The 16,684-nt window shown below is 73.3% G+C and carries 14 protein-coding genes and 2 pseudogenes; 12 read left to right on the forward strand and 4 right to left on the reverse strand.

The features are described 5' to 3' along the window. The 5 genes and pseudogenes from IG74_RS46760 to IG74_RS0141510 all read left to right on the forward strand — a co-directional run. A pseudogene (locus tag IG74_RS46760) lies at nucleotides 1–1,001 on the forward strand (hypothetical protein); the annotation flags it as partial. Nucleotides 1,002–1,115: 114 nt separating this feature from the next. Further along, nucleotides 1,116–2,090, forward strand: a complete 975-nt coding sequence (locus tag IG74_RS0141495) for a universal stress protein (RefSeq protein WP_030688309.1) — start codon at nucleotides 1,116–1,118, stop codon at nucleotides 2,088–2,090. A 61-nt stretch (nucleotides 2,091–2,151) separates the two neighbouring features. Continuing rightward, on the forward strand, nucleotides 2,152–2,775 hold the full coding sequence (locus IG74_RS0141500; protein WP_030688312.1) for a maleylpyruvate isomerase family mycothiol-dependent enzyme: 624 nt from the start codon (nucleotides 2,152–2,154) through the stop codon (nucleotides 2,773–2,775). A gap of 111 nt (nucleotides 2,776–2,886) precedes the next feature. Then, the gene (locus IG74_RS0141505; RefSeq protein ID WP_030688314.1) at nucleotides 2,887–3,354 is read left to right on the forward strand and encodes an NUDIX domain-containing protein; all 468 of its coding nucleotides are present in this window, start codon (nucleotides 2,887–2,889) and stop codon (nucleotides 3,352–3,354) included. Nucleotides 3,355–3,470: 116 nt separating this feature from the next. Then, nucleotides 3,471–3,947, forward strand: a complete 477-nt coding sequence (locus IG74_RS0141510; protein WP_030688316.1) for a VOC family protein — start codon at nucleotides 3,471–3,473, stop codon at nucleotides 3,945–3,947. Between the two features lie 35 nt (nucleotides 3,948–3,982). Here IG74_RS0141510 and IG74_RS0141515 read toward each other — a convergent pair whose 3' ends face one another. After that, nucleotides 3,983–4,624: a TetR/AcrR family transcriptional regulator C-terminal domain-containing protein gene (locus IG74_RS0141515; protein ID WP_030688318.1), complete on the reverse strand. Its 642-nt coding sequence runs from the start codon at nucleotides 4,622–4,624 to the stop codon at nucleotides 3,983–3,985. Nucleotides 4,625–4,752: 128 nt separating this feature from the next. On the opposite strand from IG74_RS0141515, the gene IG74_RS0141520 reads away from it, so the two are divergent. After that, on the forward strand, nucleotides 4,753–6,234 hold the full coding sequence (locus tag IG74_RS0141520) for an FAD-dependent monooxygenase (protein ID WP_037827030.1): 1,482 nt from the start codon (nucleotides 4,753–4,755) through the stop codon (nucleotides 6,232–6,234). Nucleotides 6,235–6,257: 23 nt separating this feature from the next. Here the strand turns inward: IG74_RS0141520 and IG74_RS0141525 are convergent, their stop codons facing one another. Then, nucleotides 6,258–7,205, reverse strand: a complete 948-nt coding sequence (locus tag IG74_RS0141525; RefSeq protein WP_030688321.1) for a hypothetical protein — start codon at nucleotides 7,203–7,205, stop codon at nucleotides 6,258–6,260. 156 nt (nucleotides 7,206–7,361) lie between these two features. Continuing rightward, nucleotides 7,362–8,111, reverse strand: a complete 750-nt coding sequence (locus IG74_RS0141530) for a YoaK family protein (RefSeq protein ID WP_051856508.1) — start codon at nucleotides 8,109–8,111, stop codon at nucleotides 7,362–7,364. 193 nt (nucleotides 8,112–8,304) lie between these two features. Here IG74_RS0141530 and IG74_RS0141535 point away from each other — a divergent pair, with 193 nt between their 5' ends. Further along, nucleotides 8,305–9,495, forward strand: a complete 1,191-nt coding sequence (locus IG74_RS0141535; protein WP_030688324.1) for an acyl-CoA dehydrogenase family protein — start codon at nucleotides 8,305–8,307, stop codon at nucleotides 9,493–9,495. An 18-nt stretch (nucleotides 9,496–9,513) separates the two neighbouring features. On the opposite strand, the gene IG74_RS0141540 is transcribed toward IG74_RS0141535, so the two are convergent. After that, the gene (locus IG74_RS0141540) at nucleotides 9,514–10,428 is read right to left on the reverse strand and encodes a helix-turn-helix transcriptional regulator (RefSeq protein ID WP_030688326.1); all 915 of its coding nucleotides are present in this window, start codon (nucleotides 10,426–10,428) and stop codon (nucleotides 9,514–9,516) included. A 205-nt stretch (nucleotides 10,429–10,633) separates the two neighbouring features. Between IG74_RS0141540 and tkt the strand changes: the two genes are divergently transcribed. The 5 genes and pseudogenes from tkt to IG74_RS0141565 form a co-directional block, all read left to right on the forward strand. After that, complete coding sequence (gene tkt / locus IG74_RS0141545) at nucleotides 10,634–12,718, forward strand: transketolase (protein ID WP_030688328.1); 2,085 nt, start codon at nucleotides 10,634–10,636, stop codon at nucleotides 12,716–12,718. A gap of 28 nt (nucleotides 12,719–12,746) precedes the next feature. After that, nucleotides 12,747–13,901: a transaldolase gene (tal, locus tag IG74_RS0141550; protein ID WP_030688331.1), complete on the forward strand. Its 1,155-nt coding sequence runs from the start codon at nucleotides 12,747–12,749 to the stop codon at nucleotides 13,899–13,901. Continuing rightward, entirely contained in the window at nucleotides 13,898–15,433 is a 1,536-nt protein-coding gene (gene zwf / locus IG74_RS0141555) for a glucose-6-phosphate dehydrogenase (protein WP_030688333.1), read from the forward strand. The genes tal and zwf overlap by 4 nt, the downstream gene beginning before the upstream one ends. Then, nucleotides 15,430–16,371, forward strand: coding sequence for a glucose-6-phosphate dehydrogenase assembly protein OpcA (opcA, locus tag IG74_RS0141560; protein ID WP_030688334.1), 942 nt, complete (start codon nucleotides 15,430–15,432; stop codon nucleotides 16,369–16,371). The genes zwf and opcA overlap by 4 nt, the downstream gene beginning before the upstream one ends. Beyond that, nucleotides 16,364–16,684, forward strand: a pseudogene (locus tag IG74_RS0141565) (glucose-6-phosphate isomerase); the annotation flags it as partial. The gene opcA and the pseudogene IG74_RS0141565, both read left to right, overlap by 8 nt.

The following is a 16,684-nucleotide window of genomic DNA, read 5'->3' on the forward strand; positions in this document are numbered from 1 at the left end:
CCTGCGGCAGCTGGAGGACTGGCTGCGCTCCTACCGGCCCGAGGAGCTCTTCGACGCCGAAGGGCGCCCCACCGCGCAGGTCCTCGCCTGCGTCCCCGAGGGCGACCGGCGCCTCGGCGCGAGCCCGCACGCCAACGGCGGCCAGCTCACCCGCAGCCTCCCCCTGCGCCCCCTGGAGGACTTCGCCGTCGCGGTCGACAAGCCCGGCACCGCCCTGCACGAGCCGACCCGGGTGCTCGGCGGGCTGCTCGCGAAGGTCCTCGCCGACACCGCCGAACGCCGCGACTTCCGCGTCGTCGGCCCCGACGAGACCGAGTCCAACCGCTTGGGCGCGCTGTTCTCCGTCACCGGCAAGGCCTGGCAGGAGCGGACGCTGCCCACCGACGAACACCTCGCCCCCGACGGCCGGATCATGGAGGTCCTCTCCGAACACCTCTGCCAGGGCTGGCTGGAGGGCTACCTCCTCACCGGCCGCCACGGCCTGTTCTCGTCGTACGAGGCGTTCGTGCACATCGTCGACTCCATGGTCAACCAGCACATCAAGTGGCTGAAGACGGCCCGCTCCCTGCCCTGGCGCGCCCCCGTCCCCTCGCTCAACTACCTGCTCACCTCGCACGTGTGGCGCCAGGACCACAACGGCTTCTCGCACCAGGACCCCGGCTGAGGTCCTCGCGGCCACGGCCCTGCTGCGCGAGCACCTGCCGGAACTCGCGGTCCGCGTCGTGAACGTCGTCGACATCGCGCGCCTCATGCCGCGCGAGGAACACCCGCACGGCATGGCCGACTTCGAGTACGACGCGCTCTTCACCCGCGACAAGCCGGTCATCTTCGCCTACCACGGCTACCCGTGGCTCATCCACCGCCTGGCCTACCGCCGCGCGGGCCACGGCCATCTGCAACTGCGCCAGCTCATGGCCGACGCCCGGACGCGCCACCACGCCTGGATCCGCGAGCACGGCACGGACCTGCCGGAGGTCGCCGACTGGTCGTGGCCCTACTGACCGGCTCCACCGGGCCGGGCCCCGGCCCGGCCCGGCGGGCCCGGCCGAGACGACCGGGCCCGCCCGTGCCGACCCGCACCGACCGTCCACCCATCCATCCCGCTGGGGCACGACATGAAACACGACCGCACCCCGTCCCCCTCCGGCACCCGTTCCGGCGCCGCCCGTCCCGCCGTCCCCCGCGTCGTCACCGTGGGCATCGACGGCTCCTACGCCAGCATGGACGCCGCGGACTGGGCAGCCCGCGAGGCCCTGCGCCACCGCGTCCCGCTGCGCCTGGTGCACGCCGGGATCCCGCCCGCGCACCGGGTCGGGGGCCGCCGCGTCCTGCACCTGGCCGACCGGGCCCGCGGCGTCCTCGACCGCGCCGCGATCACACTGGCGTACGTCCATCCGGCCCTGGAGATCCACGCCCAGCAGCCCTGCGGACCCGCGGTGCCCGCGCTCCTCGCCGCGTCGGCGGAGGCCGAGTCCCTGGTGCTCGGCTCCCGGGGCCTGTCCGGCCCTTCCGGGTTCGCGGGGTTCCTGGTCGGCTCGGTCGCGGCGGGCGTCGCCGCCCGCGCCGAGCGGCCCGTGGTCCTCGTCCGCGCGGGGGAGCGGCCCGAGGACGCACACGTCCCCGACGCCGCCGGAGCGCCCTCGCGCGGCACGCCGTACCGCCCGGTCGTGCTCGGCGTCGACGTCGAGCACCCCGGCGACCCCGCGTTCGCCTACGCCTTCGGCGCGGCGGCGGCCCGGGGCGCGCCACTGCACGCGGTCCACGCCTGGACGGCGGGGCGGGGCGCCACCGCCGCGGCCGAGCCGACGGACCTGTCCGGCCTCCTCGGCGCGGAGGCGGACGCCCGGGACCGGCTCAGCACCCTCCTGCGGCCGTGGCGGCGTACGTTTCCGCAGGTCGAGGTGGTACAGGAGGCGGTGTTCGGGCGTCCGGGACACCATCTCCTGAAGGCCTCGCTCGGGGCCTCGCTGCTGGTCATCGGCCGCCGCGTCACCAAGGGCCCGCACCTGGGCGGCACGGCGCACTCGGTGGTCCACCGCGTGTCCTGCCCCGTCGCGGTGGTGCCGTACGGGGCGCGCACCGGGCGATGAGTTCACGCCGTTCCGCCGGTCCCCCCTTGGCAGACCGTGTGATCGAACGAAGGAAACCGCCATGAAGGACGACGTCTGGTCGCTGGTGCACGCGGAGCGCGCGGCACTCATCGACGACCTCGCGCACCTCGACGACGAGCGGTGGAGCACGCCGTCCCTGTGCGCGGGCTGGAGCGTGCACGACGTGGCCGCCCACCTGGTCGACACGGCCCGCACGACCCGAATCGGCTTCGTGGCCGGTCTCGTGCGGGCACGGTTCGACTTCGACCGGCAGAACGCACGCGGGGTGGAGCGCGAGCGCGGTGCGGCACCGCAGGAGACGCTGGAGCGCCTGCGCCGGGTGGCGTCGCGGACCTCGACGCCACCCGCGCCCCTCGACAGCAGGCTCGTCGAGGAGATCGTCCACGGCGAGGACATCCGCCGACCCGTGGGCCTCACCCGCGCCTACCCGCAGGCAGCCGTCGGCAGAGCGCTCCGTCTGCAGACGCGTACGCCCGCTTCCTTCGGCGGCGCCAAGGAACTGACGGCCCGCGTCCGCCTCACCGCGACGGACACCGACCTGGCGATCGGCACGGGCCCGGAGGTCAAGGGACCCGCGCTGGCCCTGCTCTTGGCCGTCTCCGGGCGAGGGGCGGCACTCGCCGAGCTCGAAGGCCCGGGAGTCGCCACGCTGACGGAGGCCTAGCCGGGCCGGGGATCCGGACGCGCCACCGCCCCGCGGGCGGCGCGTCCCGCCTGCCCGCGCCGCCGGAGGCGTAGGGTCCCTGCGCATGCAGCCCCCACACCACCCGCCGTCATGACCGCCCGCCGCAGCGCCGGACTGCTCCTCTTCCGTACGCGGGGCCCGGAGCCGGAGGTGCTCATCGGCCACATGGGCGGGCCGTTCTGGGCGCGCCGCGACCAGGCCGCCTGGTCCGTCCCGAAGGGGGAGTACGGCGACGACGAGGAGCCGCTGGCCGCCGCGGAGCGCGAGTTCGAGGAGGAACTCGGCCTTCCGGCCCCCACCGGCCCCCGCCTCCCGCTGGGCGACGTGCGCCAGACGGGCGGCAAGACGGTGACCGTCTGGGCCGTCGAGGCCGACCTGGACCCCGCGTCCGTGGTGCCCGGCACCTTCGAGATGGAGTGGCCGCCCCGCTCGGGCCGCGTCCAGGAGTTCCCCGAACTCGACCGGGTGGCCTGGTTCCCCCTGGACCGGGCCCACGACAGGCTCGTCGCGGGCCAGCGCGCCTTCCTGGACCGCCTCACCGCGCTCCTGACGAGCTGAGCCGTGGCTCCCGACCCGCCCGGTGGCGATGAGTTCCGGCCCGGGCGAGGGTCATCAGTGGGAGCGGAGCGGCGGCTCGCGGGCCGCCGCCGACGACCAGGCGACAGGAGAGTGCCATGCCCAAGATCACCCCCAACCTGTGGTTCGACACGAAGGCCCTGGAGGCCGCGGAGTTCTACGTCTCGGTCTTCCCGAACTCGAAGGTCAACCACGTGTCGTACTACGGAGAGGCCGGGCCCCGCCCTGCGGGCACCGTGCTGACCGTCGACTTCGAGCTGGACGGCCAGCCGTACACGGCTCTCAACGGCGGCCCCGAGTTCACCTTCGACGAAGCCGTCTCCTTCGTGATCGACTGCGCGGACCAGGCGGAGGTCGACCACTACTGGTCCCGGCTCACCGCGGACGGCGGCGCGGAGAGCCAGTGCGGCTGGCTGACGGACAAGTACGGCCTGTCCTGGCAGGTCGTGCCCGCCGTCATCGGCGAGCTGATGACCGACCCGGACACGAGCCGCACCGAGCGGGCGTTCGCGGCCCTGATGAAGATGCGGAAGATCGACGTGGCGGCCCTGCTGGCCGCCGCCGACGACGCCTGAGCAGGGCGCGGCGCGGACCGCGCGGGCCCGGGTGCTCAGCTCCGCCCGGGCCCCAGGAGCAGCGCGAGCCCGTGGTCGAACCGGCCGTCGAACGACGCGTCGCCGAAGTGCGCCGACAGCCGGCTCAGTGACGGGTAGTCACCCGCCGCGAGCCCGTCGGCGAAGCGCGGGTCCACCGCGTCCGGCGCGGACTGCTCCTCCTGCGTCAGGCCCAGGACGAAGTACTGGAGGTTCCACACCGTCCACGCGGCCTCGCGGTCGGGCAGGCCGCCGTCGAGCAGCGCCGCGGTGAGCGTCTCGGCGAAGCGCAGCGTCGCGGGCTCGGCCGCGTACGTGCCCGTGACGATCCGGGCGCCGTCCCGGTGGGCGAGCAGCGCCCGCCGGAAGCGGCGCATGAGCTCGTGCACGCGCTCCCGCCACTCGGTCGGCAGCCCGTCCAGCGAGACCTCGTCGACGATCGCGTCGGCCATCAGCTCCAGGAGCCGGGTCTTGGTCTTGGCGTGCCACAGCACGGTGTTCATCCGCACCCCGAGGCGCTCGGCCGTGCCGCGCACGGAGACGCCGTCGGCACCCTTCTCGGCCAGCATGCCGAGGGCGGCGCGGGCGACGGCCCGGGGGCTCAGGCCCGCGCGGTAGCTGCTCTCCGCCCGCACGGGCGGCTCTTGCCTTTTGGTCACTGACCTAGTCTACTGAGGTCATCCGGAATTGGTCACTGACCAAATGCGAGGCGAGGCGTGACGCGTGCCTCCGTCGGTGACGGCCGTGGTCCGCGGCGTTCCGGACACCTGACAGCAAAGGAGCGCCCGTGCGCACACACCACCCGAACTCCCACGTCGTCATCGCCGGGGCGGGCCCGGTCGGCCTGTGGCTGGCCGCCGAACTGCGCCTGGGCGGGGCGCGGGTGACCGTCCTGGAGGCGCGGCCCGAGCCGTCCCCGCACTCCAAGGCGCTCACCGTGCACCCGCGCACGCTGGAGGTCCTGGCCATGCGCGGCGCCGTCGAGCCGTTCCTCGCCGAGGGCCTGCGCATCCCCGACGGGCACTACGGGGCGCTCGACCAGCGCCTCGACTTCAGCGTCCTGGACACCCCCTACCCCTTCACGCTCGCGCTGCCGCAGGTCCGCACCGAGGCCCTCCTCGAAGAGCGGGCGCGGGCCGCGGGTGCCGACATCCGGCGTGGCCACCGCCTCACCGGCCTGGCCGAGCACGCCTCCGGCGTCCGCGTCGACGCCGCGGGCCCCGAGGGCGCCTACGGCATCGAGGCCGCGTACGTCGTGGGCTGCGACGGCACCCGCAGCACCGTGCGCGCCGCCGCGGACATCGACTTCCCCGGCACCGACGCCACGGTCTGGGGCTGGCTCGGGGACGTCGTCCTGGACCGGCCGCCCGCCCGGCCCGCGCTGAGCGCGTCCACACCCCGGGGCGGCGTCATGTGCGTCCGCATGCCCGATGGGGTCCACCGGTTCGTCGGACACGGACCCGAGGGGCAACGGGCGGACCGGCCCGGCGAGTTCACCTTCGACGAGCTGCGCGCCGCCGTCCTGAGCGTCGTCGGCGACGACTTCGGGATGCGTGACCCCCGCTGGCTCTCCCGGTTCGGCAACGCGACGCGCCAGGCGGCGACCTACCGCAAGGGCCGGGTCCTGCTCGCGGGCGACGCGGCCCACATGCACTTCCCGGCGGGCGGCGTCGGCCTGAACGTCGGCGTGCAGGACGCCACCAACCTCGGCTGGAAACTGGCCGCCGTCCTGCGCGGCACGGCCCCGGACGCGCTGCTCGACACCTATCACAGCGAACGGCACCCGGTCGGCGCCGAGTTGGTCACCAGCACCCGCGCCCAGACGGCCCTCATGACCGCCTACTCCGCCGAGGGGCGCGCCCTGCGCGAGGTGCTCGGCTCGGCCGTCGCCACCGTGCCCGCGTTCTCCCGGCGCCTCGCCGACGGCCTCTCGGGCCTCGGGGTCGCGTACGCGACCGCGTACACGGACACGTACGAGACCCGCGACGGCGGCGGCGACCACCCGCTGACCGGACGCCGCGCGCCGAACCTCCGACTCGGCCCGGGCGTGCGCCTCTTCGACCTGCTGCGCGAGGGGCGCCCCGTCCTGCTCGACTTCGCAGGACAGGCCGACGGCCCCTCGGCGGACGTGCTCGTCCACCAGGGGCCGCCGGTCGGGGACCGTGCCGACTGGGCAGGCGTGGGCTCCGCGCTGATCCGGCCGGACGGGCACGTGGGGTGGGCCCGTGATGCCGCCGCCCGGCCGGGGCGGGCGCGGGGAGCCGCCTGACGCGCCCCCCGCCGCTCGCCCGGTCAGCCGAACGCGATCGAGCTCACCTTGTTGTCGAAGCCGACGGTGCGCAGGTCCGCCACGTCCCCGGAGACCACCTTGGACTCGCCCTTGCAGTTGGGGCGCGACCACAGCTTCAGGGAGCCGTCGGCCGACAGGGACGAGGCGACCTTGGGGCGCGCCACGTTCTGGCAGCCCGGGCCTGCCACGCCCTGCGCCGGGTCCTGGAAGTTGGCGTTGTCGAAGAGGATCACGCTGCCCGCCGGGTCGGCCTGGCCCTGGCCGCCGCCCTGGTCCGCGCCGCCCCCCGCGGGCTGCCCGGCCTTCTGGCCGTTCGGCGTGACGCCGAACCACGTGCCGCCCACGCCCTGGCCGTTGGTGTCGCCGGGCTTGAGGTCCTTGCTGAAGCGGTAGACGGGCCAGCCGCCGATCGTCACCTGGCGGGTGCCGTCGGCGCGCTTGACGACGCCGACGTCCGACGTCTTCACGCCGTCCACGAAGATCTTGCTGCCCGGGTCGACGAGGACGGGGGGCCAGGTGGTCGCGCAGGCGCCGGAGCAGTTCGACCTGGACGGCTGGGCGGTGTCCTTGTCGAAGCGGTAGAGGGTGAAGCCGGAGCCGTTGACGACCACCGGGTCGAGGGCGCCCGCGCGGCCCGCCGACAGCTGGACCCACTTGCGCTGCACGGGCTTGGCCGCGGGCTTGCCGGGCGGGTTGGCCCAGTCGCCGGTCCGCTGCGGCGCGTTGTTCTCGCGGGCGGTGCCGGAGCGGAGCGAGAGGTCGTAGCCGGAACTGTCGGCGGAGCCGCCGCCGGCCTGGCCGCCGGCGCGGTCGCCGTTGGCGGCGGGGGCGTTGCCCGCGGACTTCTTGGCGCCGTCGTCGCTGCCGCCGCCACCGCAGGCGGTCAGGGCCAGGGCTCCGACGGTGGCGAAGGAGGCGAGGAACAGGGCGGGCTTGGTCTTCTTGAACATCGCGGTCTCCTGAACTTCGGTCGGCCGGGGCGCCGCGGCGCCGGGCCGGTCGTGGACGCTGAGCTGTCGAGTGCCTTCGTGGCGTGAGTACGGGCACCGCGTCCGGCGGCGTTCAGGGCTCTCCCGCCTCGTGACCAAACCGAGACAATGTCTAAATCAAGGTCCTGTCCGAAACTTGGGCTTGCGCGCGGCCGCTTCCGGCTTCTCGCGGTACGCGACGGCCGTCACGGCCACGATCGCCGTGCTCACCAGCAGCGGCCAGGCGATGCCGTGCCGCACCACGAGCCACGCGCCGGGCAGCGCGCCCGCGACCATCGCCACCACCGCGGTGAGGCGGCGCACCGCGCGCGGATCGCTGCCCCCGGCGAGCCGGGACTGCGAGGCGAGCCCCGTCAGGGTCTGGGTGAGGACGGTCGTGGTCATGTCCGGCACGCCGAGGGTGCGGACCGTGCCGTTGCGCAGGCCCATGGCGAGCGCGAGCAGCGCGATCAGCAGCTGCGTCCGGTGGGCGCCGCCCGTGAACGCCACGGCCGTCGCGGCGCCTTGGAGCATCGCCTCGCCGCACAGGGCGGTCCGCACCCAGGCCGCGCGCCGCCGCCCGCGGAACGCCCGCGCGAGGCGCCCCGCGCCGACCGCGCCCGCGAGGAACGCGCCGAGCGACACCAGCGACCCGGCGACCGAGAAGCCCGGCGCCCCGCCCGCGGCGAAGCCGATCACCAGGACGTTACCGGTCATGTTCGCCGCGAACACGCGGCCCAGGCCGAGGTAGCTGATGGCGTCGACGAACCCGCTGACCACCGTCAGCGCGACGAGCGTCAGGGACAGCGGATGCGTGTCACCCACCTGTGCGGCGGGCACCTCGCCGCCGCGGCCCGCCCCTTCCCCCGGTGGCTGATGAGTCGTCATGCCTCAGCCTCTCAACGGCGGCGGGCGCCCCGGGGGAGCGCCACGGCGCCGCGGCGGGGCAGAGGTGTCGTCATCACCCTTCCCCCTTACTGGAACACGTTCTACTGTGGCCGCCGTCAAGCCGGGCCGCCGCCGCGCGGTGGCGCTGGGGACGGCGTCAGGCCGACACCGCAACGGACCGCCAGGAGGGGCCGTGCACCTCGCATACACGCCCGAGCAGCAGCGGCTGCGCGCCGAACTGCGCACGTACTTCGCCGAGCTCGTGCCCGACCACGCGACCGCCCGGTTCGGCGACCGCGCCGCGCAGAAGCGGTTCTACCGCGAGACGATCCGCCGTCTCGGCGCCGACCGCTGGCTCGGCGTGGGCTGGCCCGAGGAGTACGGCGGGCGCGGACTCACGCCGATGGAGCAGTTCATCTTCTTCGACGAGGCCGCCCAGGCGGGCGTCCCGCTGCCGCTGATGGCGCTCAACACCGTCGGCCCGACCCTCATGCGCTACGGCACCGACGAGCAGAAGGCGTACTTCCTGCCGAAGATCCTCTCCGGTGAGATCGACTTCGCCATCGGCTACAGCGAGCCCGACGCGGGCACCGACCTCGCCTCCCTCAGGACCCGGGCGGTGCGCGAGGGCGACGAGGCCACCGGCCACTACACGGTCGACGGGCAGAAGATCTGGACGACCAACGGCGACACCGCCGACTGGGTGTGGCTCGCCGTGCGCACCGATCCGGACGCGCCGCCGCACCACGGCATCTCCATGCTCCTCGTCCCGACGACCGACCCCGGCTACTCCTGCACCGTCATCAGCACCCTCGCCGGGCACGACACCACGGCCAGCTACTACGAGAACGTCCGCGTGCCCGCGCGCCACCGCGTCGGCGAGGAGAACAAGGGCTGGCGGCTCATCACCAACCAGCTCAACCACGAGCGCGTCACGCTCGCCGCGCACGGCACCATGGCGATCCGGGCCCTGCACGACGTGCGCCACTGGGCCGCGTCCACCAAGCTCGCCGACGGCCGCCGCGTCATCGACCTGCCCTGGGTGCGCCGCCGTCTGGCGCAGACCCACGTCAAGCTGGACGCGATGAAGCTCCTCAACTGGCAGATGGTGCACGCCGTCCAGGACGGCACGCTCACCCCGCAGGACGCCTCCGCCGTCAAGGTCTACGGCTCGGAGGCGCGCCGCGCCGCGTACGCCTGGCTGATGGAGGTCGTGGCCGCCGCGGGCGCCCTGAAGGAGGGCTCGGCGGGCGCGGTCCTGAACGGCGAACTGGAGCGCGGCTACCGCTCCGCGGTCATCTTCACCTTCGGCGGCGGCAACAACGAGATCCAGCGCGAGATCATCTCCTGGATCGGCCTGGGCATGCCCCGGGTGCGCCGCTGACCGGACCGCCCGGAGGACTCAGGCCTGTTCCCCGCGGAACCCCGCAGGCGTCACCCCGGTGTGCTGCTGGAAGTACTTCGAGAAGTTCGCCGAGTCCGCGAAGCCGACGGCCGCGCCGATGCGGCCCACCGGCAGCTCGGTGTGGGCGAGCAGGCGCTTCGCCTCCAGGATCACGCGCCGGTCGATGAAGCCCTTCGGGGTCTGGCCGGTGGCGGCGCGCACGGCGCGCACGAGCGTGCGGCGCGAGTAGCCGAGCTCGTCGGCGTAGGCGCTGACGCTGTGGTTGGTGGTGAAGCCCTGCTCGACCGCCGTGCGGAACCGCGTGAACGTCGTGTCCGGCTGCGGCCTGCACTCGTCCGCCGCGGCCTGCGCGGACACGTGTGCCACCCGCAGCATGAAGGCCGTGAGGGAGTGCCGCAGGACCGAGGTGTGCAGGCTCAGCGGCAGCGTCGCCGTGTCCAGGTACTCGCGCTGCAACTGCTCCAGAGAGGCGTCGAGCGCGGCGCGCTGGGCCTCGTCGGGGCGGAGCAGCGGCGGGCGGTCGTAGCGGTACAGGCCGGTCGCCTCCACGGTCGCCCGCGGCAGGAAGCCGGGCTGCATGGTGAGCGCCGTGCCGACGTACCGGTCGGTCGCCGAGAAGCTGTGTACCTGCCCCGGCCGGATCCACAGGACGTCGCCCGCCCCGGCCTCGTACTCCGTGAAGTCGATCGTGTGGCGGACCGGGCCCGCGCGGAAGAAGAGCAGGACGTGGAAGTCGATGCGGTGCACGCGCCGCGACAGACCCACGCCACCCGCCCAGGGGCCCTCCGTGCCCATCGGACCGACCTGGATGCCGACCCCGGACACGCTCGCGCTCGGGTCGAAGGGGTAGGTACGGATGTGCTCCGCGGCTCCCAGATGTGCGCTCGTCCGTGCGCCGTCCCGCTCCGTCATCCACTGTCCTTGGCTCAAAGGGCCCTTCCGGAGACCCTGACCGCTGTGCGTGTCCCATTTTCACCGAACGCTGGCACGGGGGCACCTACCTCGCCAAAAGTATGACCTTTACCTTCGTAGGTGGTTCGACCAGGGGCTTTGGTCCTCGGCGGACCGTGCCTTCGGGCACGACAGATGCACTACGGATGCGAAGGAATTCATTCAGATGAGCACGCAGACACCGAATGTTCTCGGCCCCTTCGAGTGGACCGATCTCGACCAGCGTGCCGTCGACACCGCCCGCCTCCTGGCGGCCGACGCCGTGCAGAAGGTCGGCAACGGCCACCCCGGCACGGCCATGAGCCTGGCGCCCGCCGCGTACACCCTCTTCCAGAAGGTCATGCGGCACGACCCGGCCGACCCGGAGTGGACCGGCCGCGACCGCTTCGTGCTCTCGCCCGGCCACACCAGCCTCACGCTCTATACCCAGCTCTTCCTCGCGGGCTACGAGCTGGACCTCGACGACCTCAAGGCGTTCCGCACCCAGGGCTCGCGGACGCCGGGCCACCCCGAGTACGGGCACACCGCCGGTGTCGAGACGACGACGGGACCCCTCGGCCAGGGCGCCGCCAACGCCGTCGGCATGGCCATGGCCGCCCGCTACGAGCGCGGCCTGTTCGACCCCGAGGCCGCCGAGGGCACGAGCCCCTTCGACCACACCATCTGGACGATCGTCTCCGACGGCGACCTGGAGGAGGGCGTCTCCGCCGAGGCCTCCTCCCTCGCGGGCCACCAGAAGCTCGGCAACCTCGTCTTCCTCTACGACGACAACCACATCTCCATCGAGGGCGACACGCAGACCGCGTTCTCCGAGGACGTCCTCAAGCGCTACGAGGCCTACGGCTGGCACGTGCAGCGCGTCACCCCGCGCGCCGACGGCGACATCGACGTCCACGCCCTGTACGAGGCCCTCGCCGCCGCCAAGGCCGAGACCGCGCGCCCGTCCTTCATCGCGATGCGCACGGTCATCGCCTGGCCCGCGCCGAACGCGCGGAACACCGAGGCCTCCCACGGCTCCGCGCTCGGCGCCGAGGAGATCGCCGCCACCAAGCGCGTCCTCGGCTTCGACCCCGAGCAGTCCTTCGCCGTCGCGGACGACGTCATCGCCCACACCCGCGAGGCCCTGGACCGCGGCGCCGAGGCGCACACCGCCTGGGACAAGCGGCTCGCCGCCTGGCGCACCGACAACCCCGAGCGCTCCGCGCTCCTGGACCGCGTCATCGCGGGCCGCCTCCCCGAGGGCTGGGAGCAGGCCCTGCCCGCCTTCGAGACCGGCACGAAGGTCGCCACGCGCGCCGCGTCCGGCAAGGTCCTGCAGGCGCTCGGCCCCGTCATCCCCGAACTGTGGGGCGGCTCCGCCGACCTGGCGGGCTCCAACAACACCACCATCGACAAGGCGAGCTCCTTCCTGCCGCGGGGCAACCCGCTGCCGGAGGCCGACCCGTACGGCCGCACCGTGCACTTCGGCATCCGCGAGTTCTCGATGGCCGCCGAGATGAACGGCATCGCGCTGCACGGCAACACCCGCGTCTACGGCGGCACCTTCCTGGTGTTCTCCGACTACATGCGCAACGCCGTCCGCATGTCCGCGCTGATGCAGCTCCCCGTCACCTACGTCTGGACCCACGACTCCGTCGGCCTCGGCGAGGACGGCCCCACCCACCAGCCCGTCGAGCACCTCGCCTCGCTGCGCGCCATCCCCGGCCTGAACGTGGTCCGCCCGGCCGACGCCAACGAGACGGCCGTCGCCTGGCGCGAGATCCTGCGCCGCGGCTCGGCCGACCCGGCCCCGCACGGCCTGGCCCTCACCCGGCAGGGCGTACCGACGTACGAGGCCAACGAGGCGGCCGCGAAGGGCGGTTACGTCCTGGCCGAGGCGTCGAAGGAGACCCCGGACGTCGTGCTGATCGCCACCGGCTCCGAGGTGCAGCTCGCCGTCGGGGCCCGCGAGCGCCTGGAGGCCGAGGGCATCGCGACCCGCGTCGTGTCGATGCCGTCGGTGGAGTGGTTCGAGGAGCAGCCGAAGGAGTACCGCGACAGCGTCCTGCCGCCGGCCGTCAAGGCGCGCGTCGCCGTCGAGGCGGGCATCGCCCTGACCTGGTACCGCTATGTCGGTGACGCCGGACGCATCGTCTCCCTGGAGCACTTCGGCGCCTCCGCGGACGCCGCCACGCTCTTCGCCGAGTTCGGCTTCACCGTCGAGAACGTCGCCGCGCAGGCCCGGGAATCCCTGGCCGCCGCCCGCGCTTGATCATTACGCAGCACGTACGCGAAAGAAGATGAAGAACATGAGCAACGCCGTTCCCACCTCGCCGGCTCTGCAGGCCCTGTCCGACGCAGGCGTCTCCATCTGGCTGGACGACCTGTCCCGCAAGCGCATCGAGTCCGGCGACCTCGCCGAGGCCGTCGCGCACGGCCACGTCGTGGGCGTCACCACCAACCCCTCGATCTTCCAGGCCGCCATCGGCTCCGGCGAGGGCTACGAGGACCAGCTCGCGGACCTGGCCGTCCGCGGCGTCACCGTCGACGAGGCCGTCCGCATGATGACCACGGCCGACGTCCGCGCCGCCGCCGACGTCCTGCGCCCCGTGTACGACGCGACGGGCGGCCGCGACGGCCGCGTGTCGATCGAGGTCGACCCGCGCCTGGCCCACGAGACCGAGGCCACCGTCGCCGAGGCCAAGCAGCTGGCCTGGCTCGTCGACCGGCCGAACGTCATGATCAAGATTCCGGCGACCCTGGCGGGCCTCCCGGCGATCACCGAGGTCATCGGCCTCGGCATCAGCGTCAACGTGACGCTGATCTTCTCGCTCGAGCGCTACCGCGAGGTCATGGCCGCGTACCTCAAGGGACTGGAACTCGCCCACGAGCGCGGCCACGACCTCGCCGCCATCCACTCCGTCGCCTCCTTCTTCGTCTCCCGCGTCGACTCCGAGATCGACAAGCGCCTCGAGAAGGTCGGCACGGACGCCGCGAAGGAGCTGAAGGGCCGGGCCGCGCTCGCCAACGCCCGCCTCGCGTACGAGGCGTACGAGGAGGTCTTCGGCTCCGCGCGCGCAGGCGCCCTGGCGGCCGCGGGCGCCCACAAGCAGCGCCCGCTGTGGGCCTCGACCGGCGTCAAGGACCCGGCGTACAAGGACACCCTGTACGTCGACGAGCTGGTCGCGCCGGGCACCGTCAACACCATGCCGGAGGCGACGCTGAAGGCCGCCGCCGACCACGGCGAGATCACCGGCGACACGGTGACCGGCCGCTACGAGCAGGCCCGCGCGGACCTGAAGGCCGTCGACGCCCTCGGCATCTCCTACGACGAGGTCGTGCAGCAGCTGGAGGACGAGGGCGTGGCCAAGTTCGCGGTCGCCTGGAACGACCTCCTCGGCACCGTCGCCACCCGCCTGCAGGGCCTTCAGGGCGAGGGAGTGGACACCAAGTGACCCCCAGCAGTACGTGGCGCAACCCGCTGCGGGACGCCCGCGACCGCCGCCTGCCGCGCATCGCGGGCCCCTCCGGGCTCGTCATCTTCGGCGTCACCGGCGACCTGTCCCGCAAGAAGCTGATGCCGGCCGTCTACGACCTCGCCAACCGCGGTCTGCTCCCGCCGGGCTTCTCGCTCCTCGGCTTCGCCCGGCGCGAGTGGGAGGACCAGGACTTCGCCCAGGTCGTCCACGACTCGGTGCGCGAGCACGCGCGGACGCCGTTCCGCGAGGAGGTCTGGCAGCAGCTCGCCGACGGCATGCGCTTCATCCCCGGCGACTTCGACGACGACACCGCCTTCAAGCAGCTGCGCGACGCCGTCGACGAGCTGGACGAGAAGCGCGGCACCAGCGGCAACTACGCCTTCTACCTCTCCGTACCGCCGAAGTTCTTCCCGAAGGTCGTCCAGCAGCTCAAGAAGCACGGCCTCGCCGACGCGCCCGAGGGCTCGTGGCGGCGCGCCGTCATCGAGAAGCCCTTCGGCCACGACCTCGCCTCCGCCAAGGAGCTCAACGCGATCGTCCACGACGTGTTCGCGCCCGAGCAGGTCTTCCGCATCGACCACTACCTCGGCAAGGAGACCGTCCAGAACATCCTGGCGCTCCGCTTCGCCAACCAGATGTACGAGCCCATCTGGAACCGGAGTTACGTCGACCATGTGCAGATCACCATGGCCGAGGACATCGGCATCGGCGGCCGCGCGGGCTACTACGACGGCATCGGCGCCGCCCGCGACGTCATCCAGAACCACCTGCTCCAGCTCATGGCCCTGACCGCCATGGAGGAGCCGGCCGCGTTCGACGCCGGGTCGCTCGTCATGGAGAAGCTCAAGGTCCTGAAGTCCGTACGCGTCCCGGCCGACTTGGACGCGCACACGGTCCGCGCCCAGTACGCCGCGGGCTGGCAGGGCGGCGAGCAGGTCAAGGGCTACCTCCAGGAAGACGGGATCGCCCCCGTCTCGAAGACCGACACCTACGCGGCCGTCAAGCTGGAGATCGACAATCGCCGCTGGGCGGGCGTGCCGTTCTACCTGCGCACCGGCAAGCGCCTGGGCCGCCGCGTCACCGAGATCGCGGTCGTCTTCCAGCGCGCCCCGCACTCCCCGTTCGACGGAGCCGCCACCGAGGAACTCGGCCAGAACGCGGTCGTCATCCGGGTCCAGCCGGACGAAGGCATGACCGTACGCTTCGGATCCAAGGTCCCGGGTACCTCGATGGAGATCCGCGACGTGTCGATGGACTTCGCGTACGGCGAGTCGTTCACGGAATCCAGCCCCGAGGCCTACGAACGGCTGATCCTGGACGTCCTCCTCGGCGACGCCAACCTCTTCCCGCGCACGGAGGAGGTCGAGGAGTCCTGGCGCATCCTCGATCCCATCGAGGAGCACTGGGACACCCACGGCACGCCCGCGCGCTACCCGGCCGGTACGTGGGGCCCGGCCGAGGCGGACGAAATGCTCGCACGAGACGGACGGAGCTGGCGCAGGCCATGAAGATCGATCTGACCGACACCACGGCAAGCAAGGTGAACAAGGCGCTCGTCGAAGGGCGCCGCGCCATCGGGACCCCCGCCGTGGGCATGGTCCTCACGATGGTCATCGTCACCGACGAGGAGAACGCCTACGACGCCACCAGGGCGGCCCAGGAGGCGGCCCGCGAGCACCCCTCGCGCACCCTCGTGGTCATCAGGCGCACCGCGCGCTCCCCGCGCGACCGGCAGGGCAACCGCCTCGACGCGGAGGTCCGGGTCGGCGCCGACGCGGGCACCGGCGAGACCGTGCTCCTGCGCCTGTACGGCGAGGTCGGCAAGCACGCCGACTCCGTCGTCCTGCCGCTGCTGCTCCCCGACGCCCCGGTCGTCGTGTGGTGGCCCGTCGACGCCCCGGACGAGCCCGCCAAGGACCCGCTCGGCGCCCTCGCGGCCCGCCGCATCACCGACGCGTACGCCGTCGAGGACCCGCTCGCCGCGCTCGCGGACCGCGCCAGGTCCTACGCCCCCGGCGACACCGACCTGGCCTGGACCCGGCTCACGCCGTGGCGCTCGATGCTGGCCGCGGCCCTCGACCAGGCCCGCGTCGACATCACCTCGGCCGCAGTCGAGTCCGAGGCCGAGAACCCCAGCGCCGAGCTGCTCGCGCGCTGGCTCGGCGCCCGGCTCGGCGTCCCGGTCGAGCGCGTCACCACCGCGGGCCCCGTCGTCACCGCGGTCCGCCTCGGCACGGCGAACGGAGAGATCCGCATCGACCGCCCCGAAGGCCCCCTCGCCACCCTGTCCCTGCCCGGCCAGCCCGAGCGCACCCTCGCCCTGAAGGTCCGCTCGACCGCCGAGCTCATCGCCGAAGAGCTCCGCCGCCTCGACGCCGACGAGATGTACGCCGTCGCGCTGCACGGAGACGCCTCCGGCTCCAAGGAGTCCGTTCAACATGCCTGACACCACGCCCCTGTTGACCCGGCGACCGCAGTGGGCCGCCCTTGAGGACCACCGCGCCAAGTCCGAGGGCACCCACCTGCGCGAGCTGTTCGCCGCCGACCCGGACCGTGCCGAGCGCTACACGGTCCAGGTCGGCGACCTGCACGTCGACTACTCCAAGCACCTGGTGACCGACGAGACGCTCGCCCTCCTCCAGGAACTGGCCGCCGCCACCGACGTGTTCGGGCTGCGGGACGCGATGTTCCGGGGCGAGAGGATCAACACCACGGAGGGGCGTGCGGTGCTGCACACCGCGCTGCGCGCGCCTGCGGAC

Origin of the sequence: Streptomyces sp. NRRL B-1347 (assembly GCF_000720325.1) — a bacterium.
Classification (GTDB): domain Bacteria; phylum Actinomycetota; class Actinomycetes; order Streptomycetales; family Streptomycetaceae; genus Streptomyces.

Excerpts from the sequence above, each read along its gene's own strand:
- IG74_RS0141500 (WP_030688312.1), top strand. The coding sequence starts at position 2,152 with ATGAAGGACGACGTCTGGTCGCTGGTGCACGCGGAGCGCGCGGCACTC.
- IG74_RS0141525 (WP_030688321.1), bottom strand. The coding sequence starts at position 7,205 with ATGTTCAAGAAGACCAAGCCCGCCCTGTTCCTCGCCTCCTTCGCCACC.
- IG74_RS0141510 (WP_030688316.1), top strand. The coding sequence starts at position 3,471 with ATGCCCAAGATCACCCCCAACCTGTGGTTCGACACGAAGGCCCTGGAG.
- IG74_RS0141540 (WP_030688326.1), bottom strand. The coding sequence starts at position 10,428 with ATGACGGAGCGGGACGGCGCACGGACGAGCGCACATCTGGGAGCCGCG.
- tal (WP_030688331.1), top strand. The coding sequence starts at position 12,747 with ATGAAGAACATGAGCAACGCCGTTCCCACCTCGCCGGCTCTGCAGGCC.
- IG74_RS0141505 (WP_030688314.1), top strand. The coding sequence starts at position 2,887 with ATGACCGCCCGCCGCAGCGCCGGACTGCTCCTCTTCCGTACGCGGGGC.
- opcA (WP_030688334.1), top strand. The coding sequence starts at position 15,430 with ATGAAGATCGATCTGACCGACACCACGGCAAGCAAGGTGAACAAGGCG.
- IG74_RS0141530 (WP_051856508.1), bottom strand. The coding sequence starts at position 8,111 with ATGACGACTCATCAGCCACCGGGGGAAGGGGCGGGCCGCGGCGGCGAG.
- tkt (WP_030688328.1), top strand. The coding sequence starts at position 10,634 with ATGAGCACGCAGACACCGAATGTTCTCGGCCCCTTCGAGTGGACCGAT.
- IG74_RS0141495 (WP_030688309.1), top strand. The coding sequence starts at position 1,116 with ATGAAACACGACCGCACCCCGTCCCCCTCCGGCACCCGTTCCGGCGCC.